This window comes from Desulfoplanes sp. PS50 (assembly GCF_053851535.1).
On sequence record NZ_JBSPZA010000022.1, the window covers coordinates 1 to 24142 of the forward strand.

A 24142-nucleotide genomic window follows, 5' to 3' on the forward strand; every position below is an offset into this window, starting at 1 on the left:
CGCGCGTCTTAATTGCAAATCGCTCTATTTTTCTTAATATTTGTCCTGGTGACCAAGGCGGAGGGGACACACCCGATTCCATCTCGAACTCGGAAGTTAAGCCCTCCAGCGCCGATGATACTCCGGTCCTAACCGCGGGAAAGTAGGTCGTCGCCAGGACTTCTTTTTTCAATCACCAAAGAGCCCCCACATCTCATGATGTGGGGGCTCTTTGGTGTTTGCGTCATACGTCAGCAATTTTTTGAATTCAGTCTATGACGATCATAACTCTTCAGCACGATAATTCGGCATAAAGATGTGTCTTTTTCCGGGAACGCCGAGCGTCTGCTCGGCCTTTCAGACAATGGAGATGGAGTATCGTTATATTACCCCTGGGCATGTCATCTGTCCGGTTTCCTGCTGGTTCGAAGACGCGGTGCCGAGCAGACGCTCGGCGTTCCCAGGGGGCAAAACATAATCGGCAGTCAGTGGCTGAATAGTTACTGATGATCACATGTAATTTTGAATTTCAGACTATATTTCCAGACAGATATCTTTCCGCATTACCAGACAGTTCGTACCTTGACCCCGTGTTCGGTCATGTAGTCCTTGATCGCTGAAATGGTGTATTCCCCGTAATGGACAATGGAGGCGATCAGGGCGGCCGAGGCCCCTCCGGTTGTGACGGCATCGACCATGTGCTGGGGAGATCCGGCTCCGCCCGAGGCGATGATCGGAATGTTCACATTGTCCACGATGAGCCGGGTCAGCTCGAGTTCATAGCCGTCCTTGGTACCATCGGCATCGATGGAGTTGAGACAGATTTCACCCGCGCCGAGTTCCTCGACATGTCTGGCCCACCACAGGGCATCGATGCCCATGTGCTTTCGGCCGCCATGAATGACGATCTCATAGCCTGATGGGATGGATTGGGTCCGTTCCACCTTGAGCACGTCCATGCCCACAACAACGCATTGGGAACCAAAGGCCGCAGCGCCCTGGGTGATGATCTCCGGGGTCTTGACTGCGGCCGAGTTGACCGAGATTTTCTCCGCTCCGGCTCCGATGACCGCACGCATGTCTTCAAGCGTACTGATTCCTCCGCCGACCGAAAAAGGAATGAAAATGGTCTTGGCCACATCTTCGACCACCTTGAGCATGATGCCCCGGTGTTCGGCAGATGCGGTGATATCATAGAAGACGATCTCGTCAGCGCCCTGCTCGTAGTACATGCGGGCCGTTTCTACGGGATCGCCGATATCCACATTGCCCTTGAACCTGATACCCTTGGTCAGCTTGCCGTTTCTGACATCGAGACAGGGGATGATCCGTTTACTGAGCATGGCTGTTCCCCCTGCAATAGGCAGCAAAATTTTTCAATAGTTGGAGACCGGGGCGGCCGCTTTTTTCAGGATGGAATTGCACCGCCCACAGCCCCTCGCGTCCCAGAACCGAACAGAAATCCATTCCGTAATGGGTTGTTCCCACCACATATTCGGGAACGGGTTGTGTATAATATCCGTGTACAAAATAGAATTCCGCATCGGCCGAAATCCCCTCGAACAGGGGGCAGGGCGCGGTCAGCCGAACCTGGTTCCAGCCCATGTGCGGGATGCGGATGGGTTCTCCGTTCTCTTCATGGAGATCCCTGGAAAAAGGCAGACACTCCCCGGGAATGATTCCGAGGGTTTGTGTGTCGTTTTCCCGGCTGTGATCGAGGATGATCTGGCAGCCCAGGCAGATGCCGAGCACGGGGCGATTATTGTCGGCACACCATGCAATGGTTGTGTCCAATCCGGATTTTTTCAGATGGTCCATGGCCGAGCCGGCTGCCCCGACACCGGGGAAGATAACCCCGTCAGCCTGGGTGATGATTTCGGGGTCGCCCGTGATGGTGCAGGGGATGGTGAGATGATCCAGGGCACGGCGAACGCTGGTCAGGTTGCCGGCCCGGTAGTCCACAATGGCAAGCATAGAGGATTTCCTTGTTTGACGATCGATGGAATCGGTTGATTTCAAAAAATGTTCCTTAGCCTGAATAGCACCGGTTCGCAATCGCCGGGAGACCGGGGTTTGGGGGGTGATGTGTTTGTATGGCCGGTTCACTCCGTTTCAGACGGTTTGAAACTCCCTTTCCGGCCTCGTACCATCAGGCCGTTGCTCGCGACACGTTCAACGTTCTGTCAGCATGTGGGGCAACGGCCTGATGAACGATGCCTGGCTCGGTCAGACAGTCAAACCGTCTGAAACGAAGCAAACCGGCCATGATGTTTCAGGGGTTGGATGAGACTTGGGCTGTGTTTCAGGGCGAAGGTGTTTGTATGGCCGGTTCACTCCGTTTCAGACGGTTTGAAACTCCCTTGCCGGCCTCGTACCATCAGGCCGTTACTCACGACTCGTTCAACGTTCTGTCTGCATGTGGGACAACGGCCTGATGAACGATGCCTGGCTCGGTCAGACAGTCAAACCGTCTGAAACGGAGCAAACCGGCTATGATGTATCAGGCGTTGGATGAGATATTGGGCCGGGTTCGGATTTGAATGTTTTCGGGTTTGGGATTAGAGGAGACTCCTTTGGAGAATGATCATATTGAGGGGCCGATCCAGATGTCTGCCCGCGAAGATATGTGTCCGGCCGTCGAGACGTTAGGGCAATAAAGAAATCAAGGAGTACATTTATTATGTATATTGTTACAGGTGGGGCCGGATTCATTGGCAGTGCAATGGTCTGGAAGCTCAATCGGATGGGGTTCGATGATATTCTCGTGGTCGACAATCTGGGCGTCAGTTCCAAGTGGAAAAATCTGGTCGGGCTCAGGTATGCGGACTATATGCACAAGACAGCGTTTATCGAGCAGGTGCGTTCCGGCCGCTTCGATGGAAACGTAGAGGGAATCATCCATATGGGGGCCTGTTCGTCCACCACGGAGCCGGATGCCGACTATCTGATGGAGAACAATTTCCATTACACCCGGACCCTGGCAGAGTATGCCCTGAACAAGGGGGCCCGGTTCATTTATGCCAGCTCGGCTGCCACCTATGGGGACGGTTCCCTTGGTTTTGATGACGATCCCGAGACCATGGATCAGCTTGTCCCCTTGAACATGTACGGCTATTCCAAGCAGCTTTTCGATCTCTGGGTCAGGAAGAACGGGTTGCTTGGGAGTATGGTCGGACTCAAGTTTTTCAATGTCTTCGGTCCGAACGAATATCACAAGGATGACATGAAAAGCGTGATCTGCAAGGCCTTTCACCAGATACAATCCACCGGAAAGATGGGATTGTTCAAATCATACCGGCCGGATTACCGGGATGGGGAGCAGCAGAGAGATTTTGTGTATATCAAGGATTGCGTTGAGGTGATGTGGTGGCTGTTGACCCATGAAGATGTGGGCGGCATCTACAATGTGGGCACGGGTGAAGCCAGGACCTGGAACGATCTGGTCCGGTCGGTGTTTGCGGCCATGGACCGAGAGCCAAAGATCACCTATGTGGACATGCCTGAAGCCATTCGGGACAAGTATCAATATTACACCCATGCGAACATGGACAGATTGCGGGCGGCAGGGTGTACGGTTCCCATGCGATCCCTGGAGCAAGGGGCGGCTGATTACGTGATCAACTATCTTGCCCGGGACGACCGGACCCTGAGGGGTGACGAAGAATAAATCCTTTTCAACCCAAATGGCGAAGGGCATATTTTTCAAACAGTGTTATGAAAAATATGCCCTTTTTTATGGAATAATCTTTTCATTGCGTATTTTTTGAGCTATGGTGGAAACTATTGATGAAGATTGACACAATATGTGCAAGATCCTTGGTTACCCCTTTTCACGGACACGTCCCTTTGTATTTCATCCATTTTTCGATCAGGGAGGTAGCTGTATGCCGAGAACCATTTCCGAGACCGCTTTTGAACATGTACTGACATTTGGTCGTCCCCCGAACATTGAACAGCTTTTCCCCAATTCCCGTGCACTTATCGTCACCGGCAAGACCATTGACCAGGCCCTTCGCGCCAAGGGCAAGGCCATGACCATCGCTGCCAATGGTCGGAATCTTTTTGTCATCCAGGGGGTACTTGCCGCGGCTGAACGGGCCAATGCCGCTGTGATTCTCGAAATCGCCAAATCCGAGGGCGGGGAAAAGGCCTATTGCGATACCTCGTTCTGGAATCTGGCCCGCAAGGTGGATTACGTGTGCAATGCCCTGGATATCAGAATCCCCGTGGCCATTCATGCGGATCATTACGCCATCAAGGGGGATGCCGATGTCGAGCGGGGCAGGACGGAGATCCCGTCCATCTTCGATGCCGGGGTGACCTCCATCGCCATCGATGCATCCCATCTTCCTGACGAGGCCAATCTGGCCGCCAATCTGGAACTGGCCCCGCTTATTCCTGTCTGGGCCGGGTATGAGACCGAAGTCGGAGAGATCAAGGGCAAGGAGGGGTTGTCCACGCCCGAGGAAGCCCTGTATCTGATCAAAGGCCTTGTGGATAAAAAATTCTATCCCGACTGGATCGCCCTGAACAACGGGACCACCCATGGGATCGAGAAAGAGGACCAGGGCATTCAGGTGGAGCTGACCGCACAGATCCACGATGTGCTGGCTCCGTACAAGATTTCAGGGGCCCAGCACGGGACATCCGGAAACAATTCCGAACGTCTCAGGGCCATTGCCTCATCCACGCAAACGACCAAGGCCAATGTGGCCACCGCCCTGCAGATGATTTCCTGGGGGGTGAGGGTCAATGATTACGGCAATGCCCAGCTCGACGATGCGGGCAATTTCATCAAGGAACCTGATAAAGGGGTGCCTCCCGAGGTCTGGGAGGAGATGGTCGCCTATGCGGCTCAAAAGGGCTTTTCCGGGGGAAGTTTCAAGAAACTCAATAAACCCTTTGAAAATCGATTGCTCGGCCTTCCCAGAAACATCCGTGAGCGGATGGCCAAGGGGGTGGAGACGTTCACCTATAACCTGCTCACCCGCGTCTTCAATGCCGAGGACAGTGCCGATCTGGCCATCGAGATGCTCATGGAGGCCGGGAGCTATGATCTTGGGACAAAGATGGAGAAGGAAGGAATGTAGGTTGTAAGTTTTAGGTGTTAGGTTTTAGGTTTTAGGTTGGCGTGAATGGAGTGCGCAGGGTACAGAAAAAAGAGCATAGTGCGCAGGGAAAATATAAAAAACTGACAAGTATTTTTTAGGATTTGAAAGACGTGAGGCGTGGGGGAAACGGTTGACGTATCCCCCACGCCTCACGTCTTTTCTCTCTGCATAAGGTCAGCATACGACCTGCCAAGGCTCGCAAGCTCGCCAAACATTCACCTGTCCCCGACATCTGACTTCCTCTCACTATTTTTCTTTGTCTTTCCTGCGCACTGTGCACTGCGTCCTGCGCACTTTTTTTACATATTTTTCCAATGTTCCTTGAGAAACTTTCCGGTTGCCGAGCCGGTGTCCTTGACGATTTCTTCGGGGGTGCCCTGGGCCACGATGGTTCCTCCGTATTCGCCGCCGCCGGGGCCGAGATCGATGACATGGTCGGCCGCGCCGATGACGTCCAGATTGTGCTCGATGACCATGACCGAAGCACCCTTGTCCACAAGGCGGTTCATGACATGGATGAGCTTGCCCACTTCGTGCATGTGCAGGCCGGTGGTCGGTTCATCGAGGATGTACAGGGTGTTCGGGAGCCGTTTTTTACCCAGTTCCCGCGATATCTTGATCCGTTGGGCTTCCCCGCCGGAAAGGGTGGTTGCGGGCTGACCCAGTCGGATGTACTCCAGACCGACCTCCTCGAGAACCCCGAGCCTGCGGTGCAGAAGGGGGTAGGCATCGAAGAACTGCCTTGCCTGGCGTACGGTCATTTCAAGGACATCTGCGATGGACTTGCCCCGATAGGTCACATCCAGGGTTTCCCGGTTGTAGCGTTTGCCCCCGCAGACCTCGCAGGTGACAAAGACATCCGGCAGAAAGTGCATTTCCACGCGGATCTGCCCGTCTCCCTGACAGGCCTCGCATCGTCCGCCACGGACATTGAAGCTGAAACGACCCGGGGTGTATCCCCGTTTGCGGGCCTCCTTGGTGGTGGCAAATATTTTTCGGATTTCGTCGAAGACCTTGGTATAGGTGGCCGGGTTGGACCGGGGCGTCCGGCCGATGGGGGTCTGGTCGATGAGGATGACCTTTTCCACCGCCTCGAGGCCCTCGGCTCCGTTGATCCTGCCGGGATTTTCGACCTTGAGACCCTGGGCAAGTGCGATGTGTTTGTAGACCGAATCCATGATCAGGGAACTTTTGCCCGATCCGGAAACCCCGGTCACGCAGATCAGGTTTCCCAGGGGAAAAGAACAGTCGATATCTTTGAGGTTGTTGGTCGAGACCCCGTGGACATGGAGAAAGCCCTTGGGAGGTCGTCGTTTTTCAGGTTGGGGGATGGAGAGTTCGCCGCGCAGATATTTGCCGGTCAACGAGGATGCATGGTGCAAAAGACCCTGGACATCCCCGGAATATATCAGTTCTCCACCCAGAGATCCCGAACCCGGCCCGAGTTCGAGGATGTGGTCCGCGGCCCGGATGGTCGGTTCGTCGTGTTCGACCACAAGCACGGTATTTCCCCTTTGCTGCAGACTGCGCAAGGTGGCGATGAGTCGGGCATTGTCGCTGGGGTGCAGTCCGATACTCGGCTCATCCAGCACATAGGTCACTCCCACGAGTCCTGATCCAAGCTGGCCGGCCAGTCTGATGCGCTGGGCCTCGCCTCCGGAAAGGGTGGACATGTTTCGTCCCAGGTTGATGTAGTCGAGGCCCACATTGACCAGAAAGGACATTCTGTGGCGGAGTTCCTTGAGCAGGGGTGCGGCGATTTTCTCGTTCACTCCGGAAAAGGAGAGTTCCTCGAGCCATGCAAGGGTTCGTGAGATGGACCAGGAGCAAAGATCTTCGATGCTGGCCGTGTGGACTTTGACGGCCAGTGCTTCCGGACGCAGTCTGGCACCGTGGCAGACCGCACATTGGGTGGTCTGCCGGAACCTGGCCAATTCGTCCCGCCAGATGGAGCCGTAGGACTGACCCTGTTCCATGAGTGTGAGCACGCCGGGCCAGTTTGTTGTGGGATCACCCTGAAAGAGTTTGTTCCAGGCCGTGGGTGAAAATTCTCCAAGGGGGGTTGTCAGGGTGAATCCGTGGGCCTTGCCGAGTCTGGCCAGATCATCCTTGAACCGGTCAAAGATACGCGGTTTTTTCCAGGGGATGATCCCGCCCTCGGACAGGCTGAGCCCCTTGTTGGGGGCCAGCAGGTCGGGCTCGTAATATTCCATGCTCCCTATGCCGGAGCAGGCCGGACAGGCTCCCTGGGGACTGTTGAAGGAAAAAAGCTGGGGCGAGGGTTTGGGCAGGCTTATCCTGCATGAGGGACAGACCGCTTCCGTGCTGAAGGCGATTTCCTTTCCCCCGACAACCTGAACTATGAGCCGGCCTTCACCGTAACGCAGGCCGAGTTCCACGGAATCAGCCAGACGTTTGCGTATATCTTTCTTGACCACGAGACGGTCGACAACCAGGAGAATGGTGTGCCGCTTGTTTTTTTCCAGGGAAGGCAGAGGATCCAGAGGCACGACCTGGCCGTCCACGCTTGCCCGGACAAACCCCTGTTTCTTGAGTTTTTGGAACAGGTCGGCATGGGTGCCTTTTTTGTATTCGACCAGGGGAGCCAGGAGCAGAAAACGGGTGTTCTCCTCCAGGTTTACAATGGAGGCGATGATCTCGTCGCTGGTCTGGGCCTCGATGGGCTGACCGCATTTGGGACAGTAGGGGATTCCCAGCCGGGCGAAAAAAACCCGCAGAAAATCGTAAATTTCCGTGACCGTTCCCACTGTGGATCTGGGATTTTTGGATGTGGTTCCCTGCTCCAGGGAGATGGCCGGAGAAAGTCCTTCGATGAGTTCCACATCGGGCTTGTCGAGCTGGGGGAGAAACTGTCTGGCATAGGCGGACAGGGATTCCACATAGCGTCGCTGTCCTTCGGCATAGACAATGTCAAAGGCCAGGGTGGACTTGCCTGACCCTGACGGGCCGCAGACAACGACCAGTTGGTCACGCGGGATATCAAGGTTGAGATTTTTCAGATTATGCTGTTTGGCACCTTGTATATGAATGAAACTCATGGATTCGCTCGCAAAAAGACAAAGTTGATGAGTGACAGATCGCGCCGAAAAGCAACCTGGGCGCGCGCAGCCTCAATGTATAAGTCGTGGTACCGTTCTGGCAAGCGTGGGGAAAAATGAGAAACCGGAGCATGCAGGGATTTTGCACACTCCGGTTGGAGGAAGGCAATGTGGGTGCAAAAATCAGCAGGGTTTTCGACTGAAGCCCATGAGCCCAACGATGCTCGCACCAAGAAGCCAGGAGATGAGAGGAGCAGGTACGTGATTCAGATCGGACGGATTTAAGGGATCTTCCGGATGTGAGGGGCCGTTGGAGGGATTTGCATCATCAAAATACTGATTGATACCGTCCTGCCGGTTGCCATGGGGCATGGAAGCGAATTGCCAGCTGGTGGGAATACGGTTTCCAAGTTCCGGAAACGGCAGACTGGGCCACGGGTAGCTCTGTCTCTGTGTTGCATTGTGATTGGTTCGAGCACCCTGAAAGGATACGAAGTTTTCCCGCCTGCCTGAAAACGGGCTGCGAGGTAGTGGAAAACCCGGACTCGGATAATTGGGGGGCATGATGGTCAGTGAGGGCAAGGTCATCACGTCTGGGGGGAGAAACTCTCGAAAATCCAGTTCAAATCCAGGGGTTTTAAACTGTGACATGTCCACGAAAGAGTAAGAATTCGATTGGGTTGGATGGAAAATGCAGATCAGCGATACCAGTAAAAGGAACATGAGAGGAGAGGATTCTTCGAGGGGCATGGGATGGTCCTCCTGGGCGATGTGCGGATGAACGGATACCATCAAATAACAAGATTGGTGCCATGGGATAAAAAAACAAGTATATTGAATTGCTGCCTCATTTTTGAGAGGATGGGCAGCGGATTGTCCCAAGGTCTTTCCGGAAATCCCGGAGTCTTGCCTCCAATTTTTTTATTCAACCGCGAAGAATGGGTTGGACACACATCTGGCCCCATTTTATTGAGAGGCGATTGTGAAAAAAATACGACATGATGTCTCGGGAAATGATCGTTTTTGTCAGAACCTGAATTGCCCCTTTTTTCCCTGCCACGAGGGGGCCGACCCGGAAACGTTCAATTGCAAACACTGCTATTGTCCGTTGTATTTCATTTATTGGGATGATTGCGGGGGGAATTTTACCATGCTTGAAAGCGGGATCAAGGATTGCTCGAGTTGCCTGCTCCCCCACGAACCGGGCGGGCATGAGTATGTGCTTGGCAAGCTGCGGGAGTATTTCGGAAAGCTACGGCGGGGAAAGGAGGGGGGTAAGTTTTAGGTTTTAGGTTTTAGGTGTTAGGTTGGGTTGGAGTGCGCAGAAGTGCGCAGTGCGCAGTGCACATGTAAGTACACAGTACGCAGTGCGCAGTACGCAGGAAAAACCAAAAAAACGACAACTTTTTTTTAAGACTCGACAAAAAGAGACAATTCTTTTTCAGAATTTTGGGATCTAATTCGAGATACAGATATGTGTTTCGATCTGCGCACTGCGCACTGTGCACTGCGTACTTTATCCTTTTGTCTTCATCCCCAAACCGCGTAAAGTACTCCGAGGAGGGCCAGTGAGCCCACGCGCAGGCCCTGATTGGCCATGATCAGTTGCAGGGCCAGGCCGGGTTTGAAGATGCCCGCGTAGACCGGGAGCTGATGTCTGAAGGCGCGCATGGGAGAGGAAAGCAGGTTCCCGGCCACCAGGGCGAGAACAATGCCTTTGACGGATATGAGGTTGTTCTCAAGCAGTGCGCCCGCTGCTGCCGCTCCGGCTGAGAAATCTCCGCTGATCTGCAGGACGATTACCCCGATTGCTTCGGGAGGGAACCAGGACATTGTCCCGGCATGGGAGCCGATGAGTGATTCGATCCAGTCGAAAAAGCCCAGGTCCGAACCGAGAAAGACCAGAATGTAGACGGGTACGGTGATCAGGACGATCCGCTTCATTCTGCTTGCAAAGCGGGACAGGGTTGTTGTGATCACTGTCTTGAGATGAAACGGCTTCTGTTCCGGGAGTTCGCAGGTCACGCATCCCTCGGGAAGGGGCGGGAGAACGATCTGGCAGGAAACGACCATAATGACGGTGCGCAAACATGCCGCGCCCAGGGTCAGTCCGATATAGACGGGAGCCGCCTGTTTCAGGAGCGGTGCCGCGATCATGGCCATGGTCGGCAGATGCAGAAAGTAGATGGGGAGGCTGTTGAACAGATTGGAAATGATCACCTCTTTGCGGGTGATTTTTTTTTGGGCAAACCCCTCGGCGAGCATGGAGTTGGCCGTTATTCCGGAAAAAAAGGCCATGGCAAAGCTCGCCCCGGAAATCGGCTGCAGGTGGGCGATGCGTACCAGCGGGGTGGCCAACCGGGCCATGAACGTAGCCCACCTGAGATTCTCAATAAAGATACCGATGAGAATACCCAGGGAAATAAAACCCAACAATCGAACAAGCGGAGGCAGGACGTGCTGCAGGATGGCTAGGGGATCGCTCATGGCCCGATAAGGGAGTTTTTAAATCACATCCCAGGTGGCGCCCTGCGGCGTATCCTGGATGGTCACATCCATGGCGGTCAGTTCGGCACGGAGTTCGTCGGCGCGGGCAAAATCCTTGTCTTTGCGGGCCTGGGCGCGCTGGTTCATGAGTTCGATGACCGCTGTTTCGTCAATGCCCCTGCGTTTGGCCCGCATGGTCCGGAGTTCGGTGAGCAGCGTCTTGCTGTCCCGGGTGAAAATGCCGAGGATGTCGCCCCAGGTGGACAGATCATCCAGAATCCGCTGGAAGATGTCCCGGGCCTGCTCGCTTTTCTTCCAGTTCTTGTCCTCCACGATCCGGTTGGCCAGGCGGACCAGGGTGAACACGTGCCCCAGGGCACCGGCCGTGTTCAGATCGTCCTCCATGGCCCGCACAAATCCCTCTTCAGCCTTGTCGAGCTCGTCTGTGAGCTCCGCGGGCAGGGGGGATTTTTTCCATTTGGAACGTTCAAGCTCCGTTTCTATGAGCGCCTTGGTGGTGTAGATTCTCCGGATCCCTTTTTCCGCCTCGTCAATGGCCTCGGTGGAGTAGTCCAAGGGGCTGCGGTAGTGTTTGGTGAGCAAAAAGAAGCGCAAGACCTCCGGGAGATAGTGTTCAAAGATATTCCGGATGGTCGTGAAGTTGCCCAGGGATTTGGACATTTTTTCGGAATTGATCTGCACGAATCCGTTGTGGACCCAGAAACGGGCGAACTCGACGCCGTAGGCGGCCTCGCTCTGGGCCCGTTCGTTTTCGTGGTGGGGAAAGGAGAGATCCTGCCCCCCGCCGTGGATATCGAAAGGCATGTCCAGATATTTTTTGCTCATGGCCGAGCATTCCAGATGCCAGCCCGGACGGCCCAGTCCCCAGGGGCTTTCCCAGGAAGGCTCCCCGGGCTTGGCTCCCTTCCACAGGGCGAAATCCAGGGGATCTTCCTTGTCCTCGCCGGGTGCGATGCGCGCCCCGGACTGGAGCTCCTCTATCTGCCGGCCCGAGAGTCTGCCGTAGGAATCAAAGGACCTTACCCGGTAGTACACATCTCCCTTGTCCGTGGCATAGGCATGGCCTTTTTCAATGAGTTGTTCGACCAGTTCGATCATTTCGGTGATATGTTCCGTGGCCCTGGGTTCGACATCGGGACGTTTGATCCCGAGTTTATCCATGTCCTCGTAAAAGGCATCGATATACGTGGCGGCGATGGCCTCCGACGTGGTATCTTCCCTTTGGGCCCGGTTGATGATCTTGTCGTCCACGTCCGTGAAGTTTCGGACAAAGGTGACCGTGTACCCTTTGGATCGGAGATACCTGTACAGAACATCGAAAACCACGCAGGAGCGCGCATGGCCGATATGACAATAGTCATAGGCCGTGATTCCGCAGACGTACATGCGGACATGGTTGTCGATAAGAGGGGTGAATTCCTGTTTTTCCCGGATGATGGTATTGTAGAGTTGCATAAAGGATGTCCTGTGAGAGATGACGGTTTGAAGGGGCTTTTCGCGGTTGGGGTTCAAACGTCGATGTCGGCTGCAAGGGCGGATGCCTCTTGCAGCCGATTGGTGATCTGCCCGCTGGTCAGTACGGTGAACAACTGCTTGATTTCCGGCCCCTGGCTCGTACCCATGAGTCCCATGCGCAGGGGAAGATAGAGGTTCTTGCCCGTAACCTGGGCATGTTCGGATGTCTCCTTGAGTATCCTGCCGACCTCCTCGATGGGCAGCGGCATGTCGGCAGGGTGATCCTGGAGTGCGATAAACGCGAGAACCAGGTCGAGAAATGTCCGGATAATCGCGGCATTCTGTTTTTGCCGTATCAGCTGGACGGCCTCGGATGTGTAGCACACGCCTTTGTGAACAAGGGCGGCCAGCAGCGGGGCAAAGTCGTGTCCGCAATGGGTGTTGGCCTGGACCGTGCCGACAAGAGCTGTTTGACGCGCCAATGAAAGATTCTGCCAAGATTCGCCCAGGGATTCAAGTCCCTGAATATGCGCGAAAAGCTCCTTTGCATCCAGCTTGTGCCAATAGGTTCGACTCAGCTGCTCGAGTTCCTGGATTACAAAGACGGCATTGCCCCGTCCAAGACGCATGGGGTTGAATCGATCGACAAGCTCGTCTAAACTTTTGACGATCTGCTTCCCCTTGACGGCCCCGGACAGTCCGGCAAGATAATGGACCAGGGCCAGGGGATGTATGCCGGCGGCCATGAGATCCGGAAGACTTTTGGCGCCGGAGCGCTTGGACAATTTGCGCTGATCCTTGTCCACGAGCAGTCCGTGGTGGGCAAATCTCGGGGGCTCTTTGCCCAATGCCCTGTAGAGAAGGATCTGCCTGGCCGTGTTGGTCAGATGATCTTCTCCCCGAAGGACCAGGGTGATGGCCATGTCCAGGTCGTCGATCACAACGGCCATGTTGTAGCTGGGCCAGCCGTTGCTCCTTAAGATGACAAAGTCTCCAAAGGCCTGGACAGGGATATGTATTTCCCCTTTGATCAGGTCGGTGAATCTGACATCCCCGATGTTTTGATCCACTCGGAATCGGATGGTATAGGGATGCCCCTGGTCGATTTTTGTCTGGATTTCTTCCGGGGAAAGGGATGAGCATGTTCCATTGTATCGCGGGGGAAGTCCCTTGGCCGCGGCCGTCTCTCTGTCTCTCTGGAGTTCGGCCTCAGTGCAGAAGCAGGGATAGGCAAGCCCTTGATCCATCAGAAAATGGGCGGTTTCCTGGTAGCGAGTCAGCCGGGAGCTCTGACGGATGACCGGATGATCGGGTTTAAGATGCATCCAGTCAAGGGAGGCCAGGATGGATGCCTCGGAGGAAAAGCTCGATCGTTCCCTGTCCGTATCTTCGAGACGGACACTGAAATGACCGTGCTGTTTTCTGGCAATGAGCCAGTTCAGTATGGCGGTTCTGGCGTTGCCCAGATGCATGGCCCCGGTGGGAGAGGGGGCGAATCGTGTGTGCCAGGGAATGGGAGTCAGCAGGGTTGTGGACATGGTTTCTCGGGGTTGGAAAAGACACGTGCGCAGTTCGCGAAACATTGAGTGCAGGAAAAAAATCTTCCGGGTTGTTATGACGTTCAGACGAGCTTGTGCGGGGCTGGCCCCGTTCTGTCAATGGTACCCGTGACAAGGGCCATGGCCTTGATGCCCTGCTTGGTGCCAGTGAATCCCAGCCCCTCTTCGGTTGTGGCCTTGAGATTGACCCGGTCAAAGGGCAGACTCATGAGACAGGCGAGGTTTTTTTTGATCTGGGCCTTGAAGGGGCTCAATTTCGGGATCTGGGCAACTACGGTCATATCCACGTGGGTCATCTCCAGCCCCTGTTTCATGGCCCGGTCGAGAACCTCGGCCAGGAACACCGAGCTGGGCATGTTTTCAAAACTCGCTTCACTGTCCGGAAAGAGGTCACCGATGTCTCCCTGGCCGATGCAGCCGAGGATGGCATCGCACAGGGCGTGGATGAGAACATCGCCGTCGGAATGGGCTTCGATACCCGGTCCGCCGGGAATGGGGACTCCGCCGATGATCATGGGGCGGCTGCCGCCGTATTTGTGCACATCGTAGCCGAATCCGGAAACCGGCATTGGTGATTGTTGGGTTGGCGCGATATGGCAGAGATCCTCGGGATGGGTGATCTTGATATTTCCGGGTTCTCCGTCCACCACGACAATCTTTTGGCCCATCATTTCAACCATGCTCGCATCATCCGTGACTTCCCAGTTGTTGTTCATCGCTGTTTCATGCGCCTGTTTCAGAATATCCAGTTTAAAAAGTTGCGGGGTCTGCACCGCCGTCAAAAAGGATCGCTCAAGGGTGCGGAGAACCTGTCCGTCCCGGATTTCCTTGATGGTATCGGTGACCGGACATCCAGGAACTGCTCCGGAGACTTCCGGAGTGACGGCCTCAAGGAGGTTGTGCACGCATTTTGGAGTGAAAAAGGGTCTGGCCGCATCATGGACAAGGACCCGGGAGCAGCCGGTGGGAAGATGGTCCAGGGCATGACGAACAGAATCCTGTCTGCGCGAGCCGCCGACAACACAGACCACCGGAACCCCCAGGGACTCGGAGGATGCCAGATTCTCCACCAGGGGGGTGATCCGGTGAAGCTCCTCTTTGGGAAGAACCAGCACGATCCCCTTGATGCGGGGGATGCGGGAAAAGGTGCGCACACTGTGCCAGAAAAGGGGAATTTCCTGATACGTAATGAATTGTTTCCGGTCTCCCAGGCCGGCTGCGGCAAGACGAGAGCCGCTGCCGGCAGCCAGGACAATGGCCCAAAGCGTTTGTGTGCTCATGGTTGGATTTCCTTGTAGAGAGGAAGACGACAAACGCCCGTTTTCAAGTCATGCGGACGGGAAAACGGGCGTTTTGCAGCATGGTCTCCATGGCTGAAAAAAATGGAGTTGGACGATAAGCCGGGTTCTGTTCCCTGCACTCACTTTGACGGGCAAAATAGTTTCTGTTGCGACCAGCCGTCTTGGCCGTCAAAGTGAGTGCAGGATGACTGTCATTCATCTAGGACATGGATTACTCCATGCCTCAAGCAACCTACCCGAGGACATTGGCCGGGCCGGCCGTGACATCCTCCTATTTGGTTTTGCTCCAGACGGGGTTTACCTAGCCTGCCGTGTCACCACGGCAGCTGGTGGGCTCTTACCCCACCTTTTCACCCTTACCCCGCCTTCACGCGTGAGGGCGGGGCGGTTTGTTTCTGTGGCACTTTCCCGGGGTCACCCCCGCTGGACGTTATCCAGCGTCCTGCCCTGTGGAGCCCGGACTTTCCTCCCTGCCTGTGCGGCACGGCGACAGTCTGTCCAACTCCGTATGAAAAAGATGTATGCTTATTTGTAACTATTCAGGTCAAAATTTAGCAGGAGCAACAGGCTGGAATATATCGTTAGATTTGAGTGCCAGCCCGTAAATTTCAGAGATTTAAGGATTTCAGAAATTTTAGAAATTGAGGACCTGGACGCTAACCGCTTGTAATTTCTTAAATCTCTTAAATTTCTTAAATTCGTAATTCTGATTCTTGAGAAATGCACCTGAATAGTTACGCTTATTTTTTCTTTTTGTCTGCTTCCTTGGCTTCGCCCTGGGGAAAGAAATGATCTTCCCAGTAGATCAGGCGGTGGCAATTGGGGCAGCTGAGGATCTGTTCCCCTTTTTGCAGTTCAATGAACTTCTGGGGCGGAATGCTGATGCGGCATCCATTGCAGATACCCTCAGTGACCGAAACGATGACCGGGCTTTCCAATTTGGTCCGGATGTAATCGTAGCGTTTGAAAATGGGTTTGGGGATGAGGTCACAGGCGGCCTGCTTCTCTTTTTCAAGCTTTTTTCGCTTGTTCTGCATCTTGGTCAGCTCGACCTGCATGGAAGCCCGCTTTTCCTCGAGCTGGGCCTTTTCATTGGCGATCTCCTCAGAGAGATTCTCGAAAAGGACCTCCTGGTCCTTGAGATCCTCCATCAGGGTGACCTTTTCCTCTTCACGCATCCGGTTCATCTTTTCAAGACCATCCATCTCTCTCATCATGGCATGATACTCTTTGGTATTTTCGACCATCATGAGTTTGTTCTTGCTTTTTTTGATGCGTGTGGCGTCTTCCTCGATATCTGTTTCGAGTTTGTTCTGCTGATCCTTGAGGATATCAACGCGTTCCTTGAGTTGTTCGAGGCGTTCATTTTTTGTGGTCAGCGCGTCTTCCAGGCTTTCGAGCTCCTTGGGGGCTTCGGCCAGACGCTTGTCGATTTCAATGACCTGAGAATCGATTTTCTGCAGGATGACCAGCTGTCGGATTTGATCGATGTAAAGGCTCAAAGGTGTATCCTCCTTATGTACCCGGGTTTTCCGCAGAACAGGAAAAAGAAATGGGGGATCCGGTCTGTCGGCGTTTCCCTCTTGGGGGACTGGGCCGAGGTGATTCTTTATAGGTATAGGCTTGGATTCAAGTTTTTTCAACGCATAAGGGGTTCTTGCCCGGGATGAAGGCGAGTTCCACGCCGTGGGCATTGAAATCTCGCTTGAGTATTTCAAGCCAGACACGCATCATTTTTTCTTCAAGAATATAGTGACCTACATCAAGGGCCAACCCCAGGGGTTCCATATCCTGCGCCTGATGATATTTAATATCCCCGGTTATGTAAACGTGGGCTCCGGTGGCAAAAGCCCTGTGGGCCAAGGAAGCTCCCGAACCGGGGCAATAGGCCACGCGGCTGATACGCGGCAAAGGATTGCCTATGCGTGTCCAATACGTGGTGTCCAGCAGCCCGGCAAGTCGGGACTGGAACGATGACCAGTCCAGGGGGACTTCGAGATCGCCGATGCAGCCAAACCCATAGGATCGAGAAGGTTCTTCAAGAATCAGGGTGTGGTAGTCAAGAACATGGCCATGGCGATTTTCAAGTTCCTGACGAACGCTGGGCCACTGATCATTCCACACGACCACTTCAAGGAGATTTTTCTGCTCGATGACCGTCACCACCCCCGGCAGATCAATGGGACAGAGGTCGTGACCATGGGGGATCCTGACCAGGAGAGCGTTTTGCCGTGCTGTGGGCTCGAGAACGGTCTGGTTGGTCAGGCCGAGTTCCCGGCCCAGCCAGTTTGCCGGACCTTCGGGCTGGGCATCGAGGGTCGTGTGGGCCGCGTACAGCCAGATGCCGTTGGCCATGAGTAACGACATGGTTGCGTACAGCTCGTCATCTGCAGCTGGAAATTGTGGCGTGATTCCCAGAGGGTGATGGGTGAGCACAAAATCTGCCCCCAATTCAACGGCCGAACGGATCGTCTCTGGAGTTGGATCGAGGGCCACGGCCATGCGGGTGATCCGAGCACGGTTGCCCCTGACCTGAATGCCGCTGTGGTCCCATGATGCGGCCAGCCATGGCGGGGCATCCTTTTCAAGACGGGCGATCACATGTTCTGGTTGCATAACGCTATCCCGGAAGTGGCTATGGTTCGGGAACAAAAAAGGTGTTTCCGGTCAGAGGCAGGGAAACACCTTGGTTTGCACGGCTTGTCGTGTTGCGTGGTTTTACGACTCACTGACTAGACAAGCGAATAGGGTGGTGGGCCCACGAGGATTCGAACCTCGGACCATCCGGTTATGAGCCGGGGGCTCTGCCAACTGAGCTATGGGCCCGTGCAAAAGAAGACGGTTCTATATGCTTTTCCCAATGGACCTGTCAAGAATCATGGGACGTATGGCCGGGCTGATTTGTTCGCTGTATCCATGGCCGGTTTGCCCCGTTGGGGACGGTTTGAAACTCCCTCGTCGGCCTCGTACCATCAAACCGTTGCTATTCAATCTGAAAGTATGACCAGGATGCCTGGCAACGGCTTGATGAACGATGCCTGACTCGGTCAGACAGCCAAACCGTCCCCAACGGGGCAAACCGGCCATATGCTTGTGTGTAGTGTGCAGCTGCGGGATAGTAGTACGCTGCAGGACCCGGCGTGCGGACACGATGGGTTTAATTTCCGTTGTCGTTGAATCCCTTGAGGTATTTGATGGCCGAGCGGCCCGCCTTGGCACCTTCTCCCACGGCCACGCTGATCTGCAGGAAGTTGCCCACGCAGTCTCCGGCGGCAAACACGCCGGGCACGTTGGTTTTCTGGTCGCCATCAGCCTCGATGAACACGCCGTTGCGCAACAGCCCCAGGGAATAGGCAAAATCCAGGGAAGATGCCTCGCCCCTGGCCACGAAAATGCCGTCCATGGGTTCTGTGGCTCCGTCGTCATATACAATTCCCTCGACCCCGCTTTCTCCGGTTACCTGGGTGACTGTCTTTTCAATGATCGGAATGCCGGCCTTTTCCAGACGTTTGAGAAATTTCGGGGTGATGGTCAGATCGTTTCCCTGGGTGCAAATGGACACATGGGGGGTGTACTCCTTGAGTTCCAGGGCCTGGTTGGCCGCAAAAACCCCTTCTCCCACAACCATGACTCTCTTGTTCCGGTAGAAGAAGGCGTCACAGCTGACACAATAGGAAATGCCCCTGCCCTCGTAGTCTGCGGCGTTTTTGATCAACGATTTGACCCGGGCGACACCCGTGGCCAGGATGACGGCGTCCGCCTCGATGGTTTCCTTTTCCGTCTTGACCTCGAAACTTCCTTTTTCCAGGGGATGAATGGCGAGAACCCGCTCACAGCGCATGTCCACGCCAAAACGTCTGGCCTGGCTCTCACCGCGTTCTATGAGTTCGTTGCCGGAAATGGTTTCGGGGAATCCGAAATAGTTATCTATATCGTAGTCCCCGGCGATTTTGGGGGAACATCCCAGAATCAGGGTATTCAGCCCGGCTCTGCCGGTATAGATGGCGGCGGAAAGGCCTGCGGGACCCTGACCTACTATGAGAATTTGAACGTGGTCCATGCTCTGCTCCTTTGGTGGTATGCCTGCGCGTGTCTGCATGCTTCGGGCATGTCTGTCGCGTGCAGGCATACCCGGAGGATCAGTCCAGAAGGGCTTTGGCGAAATCTTCACCGCTGAACGGGCGCAGGTCTTCCATCTGTTCGCCAAGGCCGATAAAGGAAATGGGGATCTTGAATTCCAGGGCAACGGCCACGATGATCCCCCCTTTGGCCGTACCGTCGAGTTTAGTAAGAACGATCTCGTCGAGGTCAACCGCCTCGGAAAAAAGTTTGACCTGGGAGAGGGCGTTCTGGCCGGTGGTCGCGTCCAGGACGAGGATCGTTCGGTGCGGGGCCCCGTCCATTTTTTTGCCCAGAACCCGCTTGATCTTCTTGAGCTCTTCCATCAGGTCGACCTTGGTATGGATACGACCGGCCGTGTCCATGAACACCTGGTCATATCCTTCATCAATGGCCGTAGTCATGGCCTCGTAGGCCACAGCGGCAGGATCGGCTCCATGCCCTTTGGCATAGAATCCGGCCCCGACCCGTTTTGCCCAGATGCCCAGCTGCTCAATGGCCGCTGCTCTGAAGGTGTCTCCGGCCGCCACCAGGGTCTTCTTGCCCTGCATCTGCGACCGGTGGGCCAGTTTGGCAATGGTTGTTGTCTTGCCCACGCCGTTGACGCCGACCATGAGTACGACCTCGGGGGTGCCGGTTTTGGCCGGGCGTTGCGCCTCTTCGAAGATCTGCACCAGCTCGGCCTTGAGAACCTCCTTGAATGCCTGGGCGTCGGCGATTTCCTCACGGCGAATCTTGGGTCGCAGCCGCTCGAGGAGTTTATGCGAGGCTTCGTACCCCACATCGGCCATGATCAGAATCTCTTCAAGCTCTTCCCAGAATTCGTCGTCAAAAGCCCCTGTCATGCTCAGGAGGTGATCGATCCGTTTGGAAAGCTGTTCTCTTGTCTTGGTCAATCCCTCGGAGAGTTTGAGGAAAAGACGGCTTTGTTCGTCTTCTTCATCCTCGAGATCCAGGGCCAGGGCCAGGCGGTATTGCAGTTCCGATCTGAATTCTTCGACCCGTTCGTATTCCATCTCTTCCAGCCAGTGGTCGAAGCGATCGATGAAATCATCACCTTCTTCGTGAGGAACCTCCAATTGTTCGAGAAGGAAGTGCAGACGTTTCCAGAGCTCGTCGCCGCGTTCACTGACACCGCTCAAGAGATGGGTCAGCCAGATACTCAGTTTGGGCTCGGCATGTTCCAGGGCATGAACCAGCTCCTGCTGCCAGGGCTCGAGTCGTTGTGCTTTTGGCTTGTCCTGGGTGAATATGTCGGACAGAGGTTCGGGCTGCGTTTCAGATTCATCAGCTGGTTGGTCTGTAGCTGGGATGATCGGTTCTTCCGATTTGGGCGGAGCCGGTTTCTCCTGTTTGGATTGAAGAAGTTTTTTTAAAAACGATCTCTCCTGGACGGGTTCATGGGCGTGTGCTTCGGCGTCGGACTCTTGCCGGGGTTCATCCTTTGCTGCGGGAGCTGGTGCCTGCGAATGTTCCTGGACTTCGGACTGGATGGGCGAGTCGACCGGACTCGGGGCCTCGGCCTGTGGTACCTCGGTTCCGGCCTTGTGATCGTGGTCATCCTTTTTCCAGATTTTTTTGATTTTTGAGAAGAATCCCATGGATAGGCTCCTTGAAGATGAAAAAAAAGATGGGTCAATTAGCTGTTTGGTTTGACTGCATGTGCTGGTTCGCTATTTTTTGTCAAAAAATAGCTTGTCCCAGAAAATTTTGCCCTGTCCCTTTTTGTGCTTGCGAAGCAGAACATACAGAGCCCCAGCGCCTCCGTGGCGGGGTTGGGCCGTGCAAAAGGCCAGCACGATCCGTTTGACAGGATCTCTGGTCAGCCAGGATTGGACTCCCTGTCGGAGGATTCCCATACCCAGCGGGGAGTTTTTGCCGCGGCCAGGGATGATCAGCACGCAACGCATGCCCTTTAGGTAGGTCTCGCGCATGAAGTCCAGAAAGGAAATCCGTGCCTGGTCAAGAGTATGTCCATGCAGGTCGAGATGGGCCTCCACGCTGAATGTTCCGGCCTTGAGTTTACGAAAGGTTTTTTGGTTCAACCCCCTGATATTTCCCTGGATATACTCATGGGTACTTTCGAGGTCGAATTGGATGTTTTTTTCCAAAAGTTCGCTGAAGGAGGTGGTTGTCTTTATCTGGGGGCGTTTTTTGCCGGGTGAGGGATTGGGCGCAATATCCCGTCCACTCCCTTGCAGGGGGGCAACATCCTGCATGGCGCGTGTAAAGAGCTCTTCCTCCGTTGGCTTATTCTGTTTGCGGGAGACTTCTTTCTTTTCAGGGGAAGAGAGTGAGCTGCCAATCTTCTTGAAAGGATTATGCATGAACCCCTTCTCGCTCGAGTACGTCCATGATCTCCTCTTCGGTATCCACGAGATGGAACAGGGACAGATCTTTTTCCTTGATGTATTTGGACGGTAGCAATGATGACTCGAACCAGTTCACCAGGCCGCGCCAGAAATCTCTGCCTACCAGGATCAAGGGGCAGGGTTTGATCCGGCGTGTCTGCATGAGGACCAGGGCCTCACTGAATTCGTCCAGGGTGCCAAATCCGCCAGGCATGATCACATAGGCCTTGGCATATTTGATGAACATGACCTTGCGCACGAAAAAATATCTGAAACTGCACTTGATATCAATATACGGGTTGGACTTCTGTTCAAAGGGCAGGTGGATGTGAAGGCCCACCGAGGTCCCTTCGGCGTCCCGGGCCCCTTTGTTGGCGGCCTCCATGATCCCGGGTCCTCCCCCGGAAATGATCGAATGATGGTGGGCCGCGATTTTTTTGGCCAGGTTGTAGGTCATGACATAGAACGGATCGTCACGTTGAACCCGTGCCGAGCCAAAGATGGACACAGCGGGTTCTATATCCCCGAGTTGTTCAAAGGCGTCCACGAATTCGGCCATGATTTTGAAAAGACGCCAGGAGTTCTTATAGGAAAGATCGTCAATGAGGTATTGTTTGGAGTCAGGCATTGTGGTCATAGGATGCTACTTGCGGATAACAGGTTTATTTTGTAGAAAATCGAGAAAATGTATCTGCCGTTTTGTTCAAAAGCGACAAGACCGGTTGATATAGCAACGAGGAAACACCGGGTACCCGGTGTTTGTTGTTCCTGACCAGGTCTCACGTGTATGCAGACCAGGGATCAGCTCAAAAGCCGGATTGTTCTCGATTTTCGGGATACACGGCAGGTTGGGGAAACGATGTCAGCGTATTATCAGGGGATTGTATGCGGGACCCGGGATGCGTGGCGGCGAGAGTCGTTTCCCCGGGGCATTTACATCCCTGCTGAAACATTTTTTCATATATCAAAAGTCCATAAAGGGCAAAGATCCGATTTGACCGTTTCGCGGTCCTGGAAGGGTGCTTTGCAAGATTTGTAGCCAAGGAGTTTTCAGGATGAAGATCAAATTTCTAGGAGCAGCCAGAACCGTAACGGGATCGTGTTATATCCTCGAGGCCGCGGGGCATCGGTTTGCTGTTGATTGCGGCATGCATCAGGGCAACAAGGAGATTGAAAAGCGCAATTTCAACCAGATCGATGCCTATCGTCCGGATTCCATCGAGTTCGTTATTTTGACCCACGCCCATATCGATCATTCCGGACTGCTGCCCCGTTTTGTCCGGAACGGGTTTGCCGGGCCGATCTATACCACCCCTCCGACCCGCGATCTCCTTGAAATCATGCTCAAGGATTCTGCACATATTCAGGAGATGGAGGCCAAGTGGGAGAACAATCGCAGGCAGCGTCACGGAAACAAGCCAGTCGAACCCCTCTATGATCAGGCAGACGCTGAAAAGACTATTCCCCTGATTGAACCCGTGGCCTATGACAAGGTTTTCGAGCCCGTTTCCGGTGTTCGGGTCAAGTTCAAGGATGCCGGGCATATTCTCGGCTCAAGCTTCATCGAATTGTGGGTCGAGGAGAACGATCGGCTGCAGAAGATGGTCTTTTCCGGGGATCTCGGCCGCCCCAACCAATTGATCATCAGAGATCCGGACGTGGTCAACGATGCGGATTTTCTGTTCATGGAATCCACCTACGGAAACAGGAATCACAAGGACGAAAGCCGCAGTCGTGAAGAACTGGCCGAGGCCATCAGGTTCAGCTACGAACATGGAGAAAAGGTGATCATCCCTGCCTTTGCCGTGGAGCGGAGTCAGGAACTCATCTATTCCCTGCATCTTCTGGCCAAGGAGGGCAAACTGCCTGCGGATATGCCTGTCTTCCTGGACAGTCCCCTGGCCATCAGGGCCACGAAGATCTTTCGCAATCACAGGGAATTCTACGATGATACAAGCCAGGAGATTCTCTCCAACGGCGAAGACCCTCTTTCTCTTCCCAATCTGCGGATGACCCTGAGTGCTGAAGAATCCATGGAAATCAACAACCTTGATGGTCCTGCGGTCATTATTTCCGCTTCCGGCATGGCCAATGCCGGACGGATCAAGCATCATCTGCGCCATAATCTGTGGAGGCCGGGTTCCAGCGTGGTTTTTGTGGGGTTTCAGGCCTTTGGGACTCCGGGCCGCAAGATCGTGGATGGGGCCAGGGAAATCCGCATCCTTGGTGAACAGATCGCGGTCAAGGCACGGGTTTTCACCATCGGCGGTTTTTCAGCTCATGCCGGGCAGGAACAGCTGCTGACATGGCTTTCCCATTTCTACAATCCCCGCTTGCGGGTTTTTCTGGTTCACGGAGAATATGAAGGGCAAAAGGTGCTCGCCTCCCTGATCCGGGAACGGTTCGGGTTCGATGTCCATATTCCGGACTATCTCGAGGAATGTGAGCTTGCGCCTGGTGAGGAGGTGACTCCCGAGTACGAACCGGAAAAGGCCCGTCCGGGAATCGACTGGGAGTATCTTGTCGCAGATACCCAGAGTCGGGTTGCACAGCTTGCAGAGAGAAAGAAGAGACTGACGGCCATGGGTTGGGTCCATCAGACTGAAATCAGGGACAATCTGGTTGACATCAACGGGCGTCTTTCCCAGCTTTTGTCCGAGATTTATCCCGAAAAAGAGGAACAAACCACGGACAGCTGAA

18 protein-coding genes, 1 tRNA gene, 1 rRNA gene and 1 other RNA gene are annotated in these 24142 nt (G+C 54.4%); 5 read left to right on the forward strand and 16 right to left on the reverse strand.

The window, feature by feature from the left end:
• Positions 1-44 precede the first annotated feature (44 nt).
• Positions 45-159 (forward strand): 5S ribosomal RNA (rrf, locus tag ACTVJH_RS10490).
• A 383-nt stretch (positions 160-542) separates the two neighbouring features.
• On the opposite strand, the gene hisF is transcribed toward rrf, so the two are convergent.
• Positions 543-1322, reverse strand: a complete 780-nt coding sequence (gene hisF / locus ACTVJH_RS10495) for an imidazole glycerol phosphate synthase subunit HisF (RefSeq protein WP_455990146.1) — start codon at positions 1320-1322, stop codon at positions 543-545.
• Entirely contained in the window at positions 1312-1953 is a 642-nt protein-coding gene (hisH, locus tag ACTVJH_RS10500; RefSeq protein WP_455990149.1) for an imidazole glycerol phosphate synthase subunit HisH, read from the reverse strand. The genes hisF and hisH overlap by 11 nt, the downstream gene beginning before the upstream one ends.
• 706 nt (positions 1954-2659) lie before the next feature.
• On the opposite strand from hisH, the gene rfaD reads away from it, so the two are divergent.
• Positions 2660-3646, forward strand: coding sequence for an ADP-glyceromanno-heptose 6-epimerase (rfaD, locus tag ACTVJH_RS10505; RefSeq protein ID WP_455990152.1), 987 nt, complete (start codon positions 2660-2662; stop codon positions 3644-3646).
• A 217-nt stretch (positions 3647-3863) separates the two neighbouring features.
• A complete protein-coding gene (locus tag ACTVJH_RS10510) occupies positions 3864-5069 on the forward strand; it encodes a class II fructose-bisphosphate aldolase (RefSeq protein WP_455990155.1) in 1206 nt (401 codons plus the stop codon).
• Between the two features lie 320 nt (positions 5070-5389).
• Here ACTVJH_RS10510 and uvrA read toward each other — a convergent pair whose 3' ends face one another.
• A complete protein-coding gene (gene uvrA, locus ACTVJH_RS10515; RefSeq protein ID WP_455990158.1) occupies positions 5390-8149 on the reverse strand; it encodes an excinuclease ABC subunit UvrA in 2760 nt (919 codons plus the stop codon).
• A gap of 183 nt (positions 8150-8332) precedes the next feature.
• Positions 8333-8899 (reverse strand): hypothetical protein, encoded by a 567-nt coding sequence (locus ACTVJH_RS10520; protein ID WP_455990160.1) that lies wholly within the window; start codon positions 8897-8899, stop codon positions 8333-8335.
• A gap of 232 nt (positions 8900-9131) precedes the next feature.
• Between ACTVJH_RS10520 and ACTVJH_RS10525 the strand changes: the two genes are divergently transcribed.
• Positions 9132-9434: a cysteine-rich small domain-containing protein gene (locus ACTVJH_RS10525; RefSeq protein WP_455990163.1), complete on the forward strand. Its 303-nt coding sequence runs from the start codon at positions 9132-9134 to the stop codon at positions 9432-9434.
• 245 nt (positions 9435-9679) lie between these two features.
• On the opposite strand, the gene ACTVJH_RS10530 is transcribed toward ACTVJH_RS10525, so the two are convergent.
• From ACTVJH_RS10530 to ACTVJH_RS10585, 12 genes are all read right to left on the reverse strand, one after another.
• On the reverse strand, positions 9680-10636 hold the full coding sequence (locus ACTVJH_RS10530) for a hypothetical protein (protein ID WP_455990166.1): 957 nt from the start codon (positions 10634-10636) through the stop codon (positions 9680-9682).
• 18 nt (positions 10637-10654) lie between these two features.
• Positions 10655-12112 (reverse strand): cysteine--tRNA ligase, encoded by a 1458-nt coding sequence (cysS, locus tag ACTVJH_RS10535; RefSeq protein ID WP_455990169.1) that lies wholly within the window; start codon positions 12110-12112, stop codon positions 10655-10657.
• 53 nt (positions 12113-12165) lie between these two features.
• Positions 12166-13650 carry a glutamate--tRNA ligase gene (gene gltX, locus ACTVJH_RS10540; protein WP_455990172.1) on the reverse strand — a complete coding sequence of 495 codons (1485 nt, stop codon included), beginning with the start codon at positions 13648-13650 and terminating at the stop codon, positions 12166-12168.
• 83 nt (positions 13651-13733) lie between these two features.
• Positions 13734-14951 (reverse strand): 2-C-methyl-D-erythritol 4-phosphate cytidylyltransferase, encoded by a 1218-nt coding sequence (ispD, locus tag ACTVJH_RS10545; RefSeq protein ID WP_455990175.1) that lies wholly within the window; start codon positions 14949-14951, stop codon positions 13734-13736.
• Positions 14952-15051: 100 nt separating this feature from the next.
• Positions 15052-15478, reverse strand: an RNA gene (rnpB, locus tag ACTVJH_RS10550) — RNase P RNA component class A.
• A gap of 234 nt (positions 15479-15712) precedes the next feature.
• Entirely contained in the window at positions 15713-16474 is a 762-nt protein-coding gene (locus tag ACTVJH_RS10555; protein WP_455990178.1) for a zinc ribbon domain-containing protein, read from the reverse strand.
• A gap of 127 nt (positions 16475-16601) precedes the next feature.
• Entirely contained in the window at positions 16602-17588 is a 987-nt protein-coding gene (locus tag ACTVJH_RS10560) for a Nif3-like dinuclear metal center hexameric protein (RefSeq protein WP_455990181.1), read from the reverse strand.
• A gap of 134 nt (positions 17589-17722) precedes the next feature.
• Positions 17723-17798: transfer RNA gene (locus ACTVJH_RS10565), tRNA-Ile, on the reverse strand.
• Positions 17799-18129: 331 nt separating this feature from the next.
• A complete protein-coding gene (locus ACTVJH_RS10570) occupies positions 18130-19032 on the reverse strand; it encodes an NAD(P)/FAD-dependent oxidoreductase (RefSeq protein WP_455990184.1) in 903 nt (300 codons plus the stop codon).
• A gap of 79 nt (positions 19033-19111) precedes the next feature.
• The gene (gene ftsY, locus ACTVJH_RS10575) at positions 19112-20692 is read right to left on the reverse strand and encodes a signal recognition particle-docking protein FtsY (RefSeq protein WP_455990187.1); all 1581 of its coding nucleotides are present in this window, start codon (positions 20690-20692) and stop codon (positions 19112-19114) included.
• 72 nt (positions 20693-20764) lie between these two features.
• The gene (locus ACTVJH_RS10580; RefSeq protein ID WP_455990190.1) at positions 20765-21418 is read right to left on the reverse strand and encodes a Smr/MutS family protein; all 654 of its coding nucleotides are present in this window, start codon (positions 21416-21418) and stop codon (positions 20765-20767) included.
• A complete protein-coding gene (locus tag ACTVJH_RS10585; protein ID WP_455990310.1) occupies positions 21411-22070 on the reverse strand; it encodes an LOG family protein in 660 nt (219 codons plus the stop codon). The genes ACTVJH_RS10580 and ACTVJH_RS10585 overlap by 8 nt, the downstream gene beginning before the upstream one ends.
• 427 nt (positions 22071-22497) lie before the next feature.
• On the opposite strand from ACTVJH_RS10585, the gene ACTVJH_RS10590 reads away from it, so the two are divergent.
• Positions 22498-24141: an MBL fold metallo-hydrolase RNA specificity domain-containing protein gene (locus tag ACTVJH_RS10590; protein WP_455990193.1), complete on the forward strand. Its 1644-nt coding sequence runs from the start codon at positions 22498-22500 to the stop codon at positions 24139-24141.
• The last annotated feature ends 1 nt before the right edge of the window (position 24142 follow it).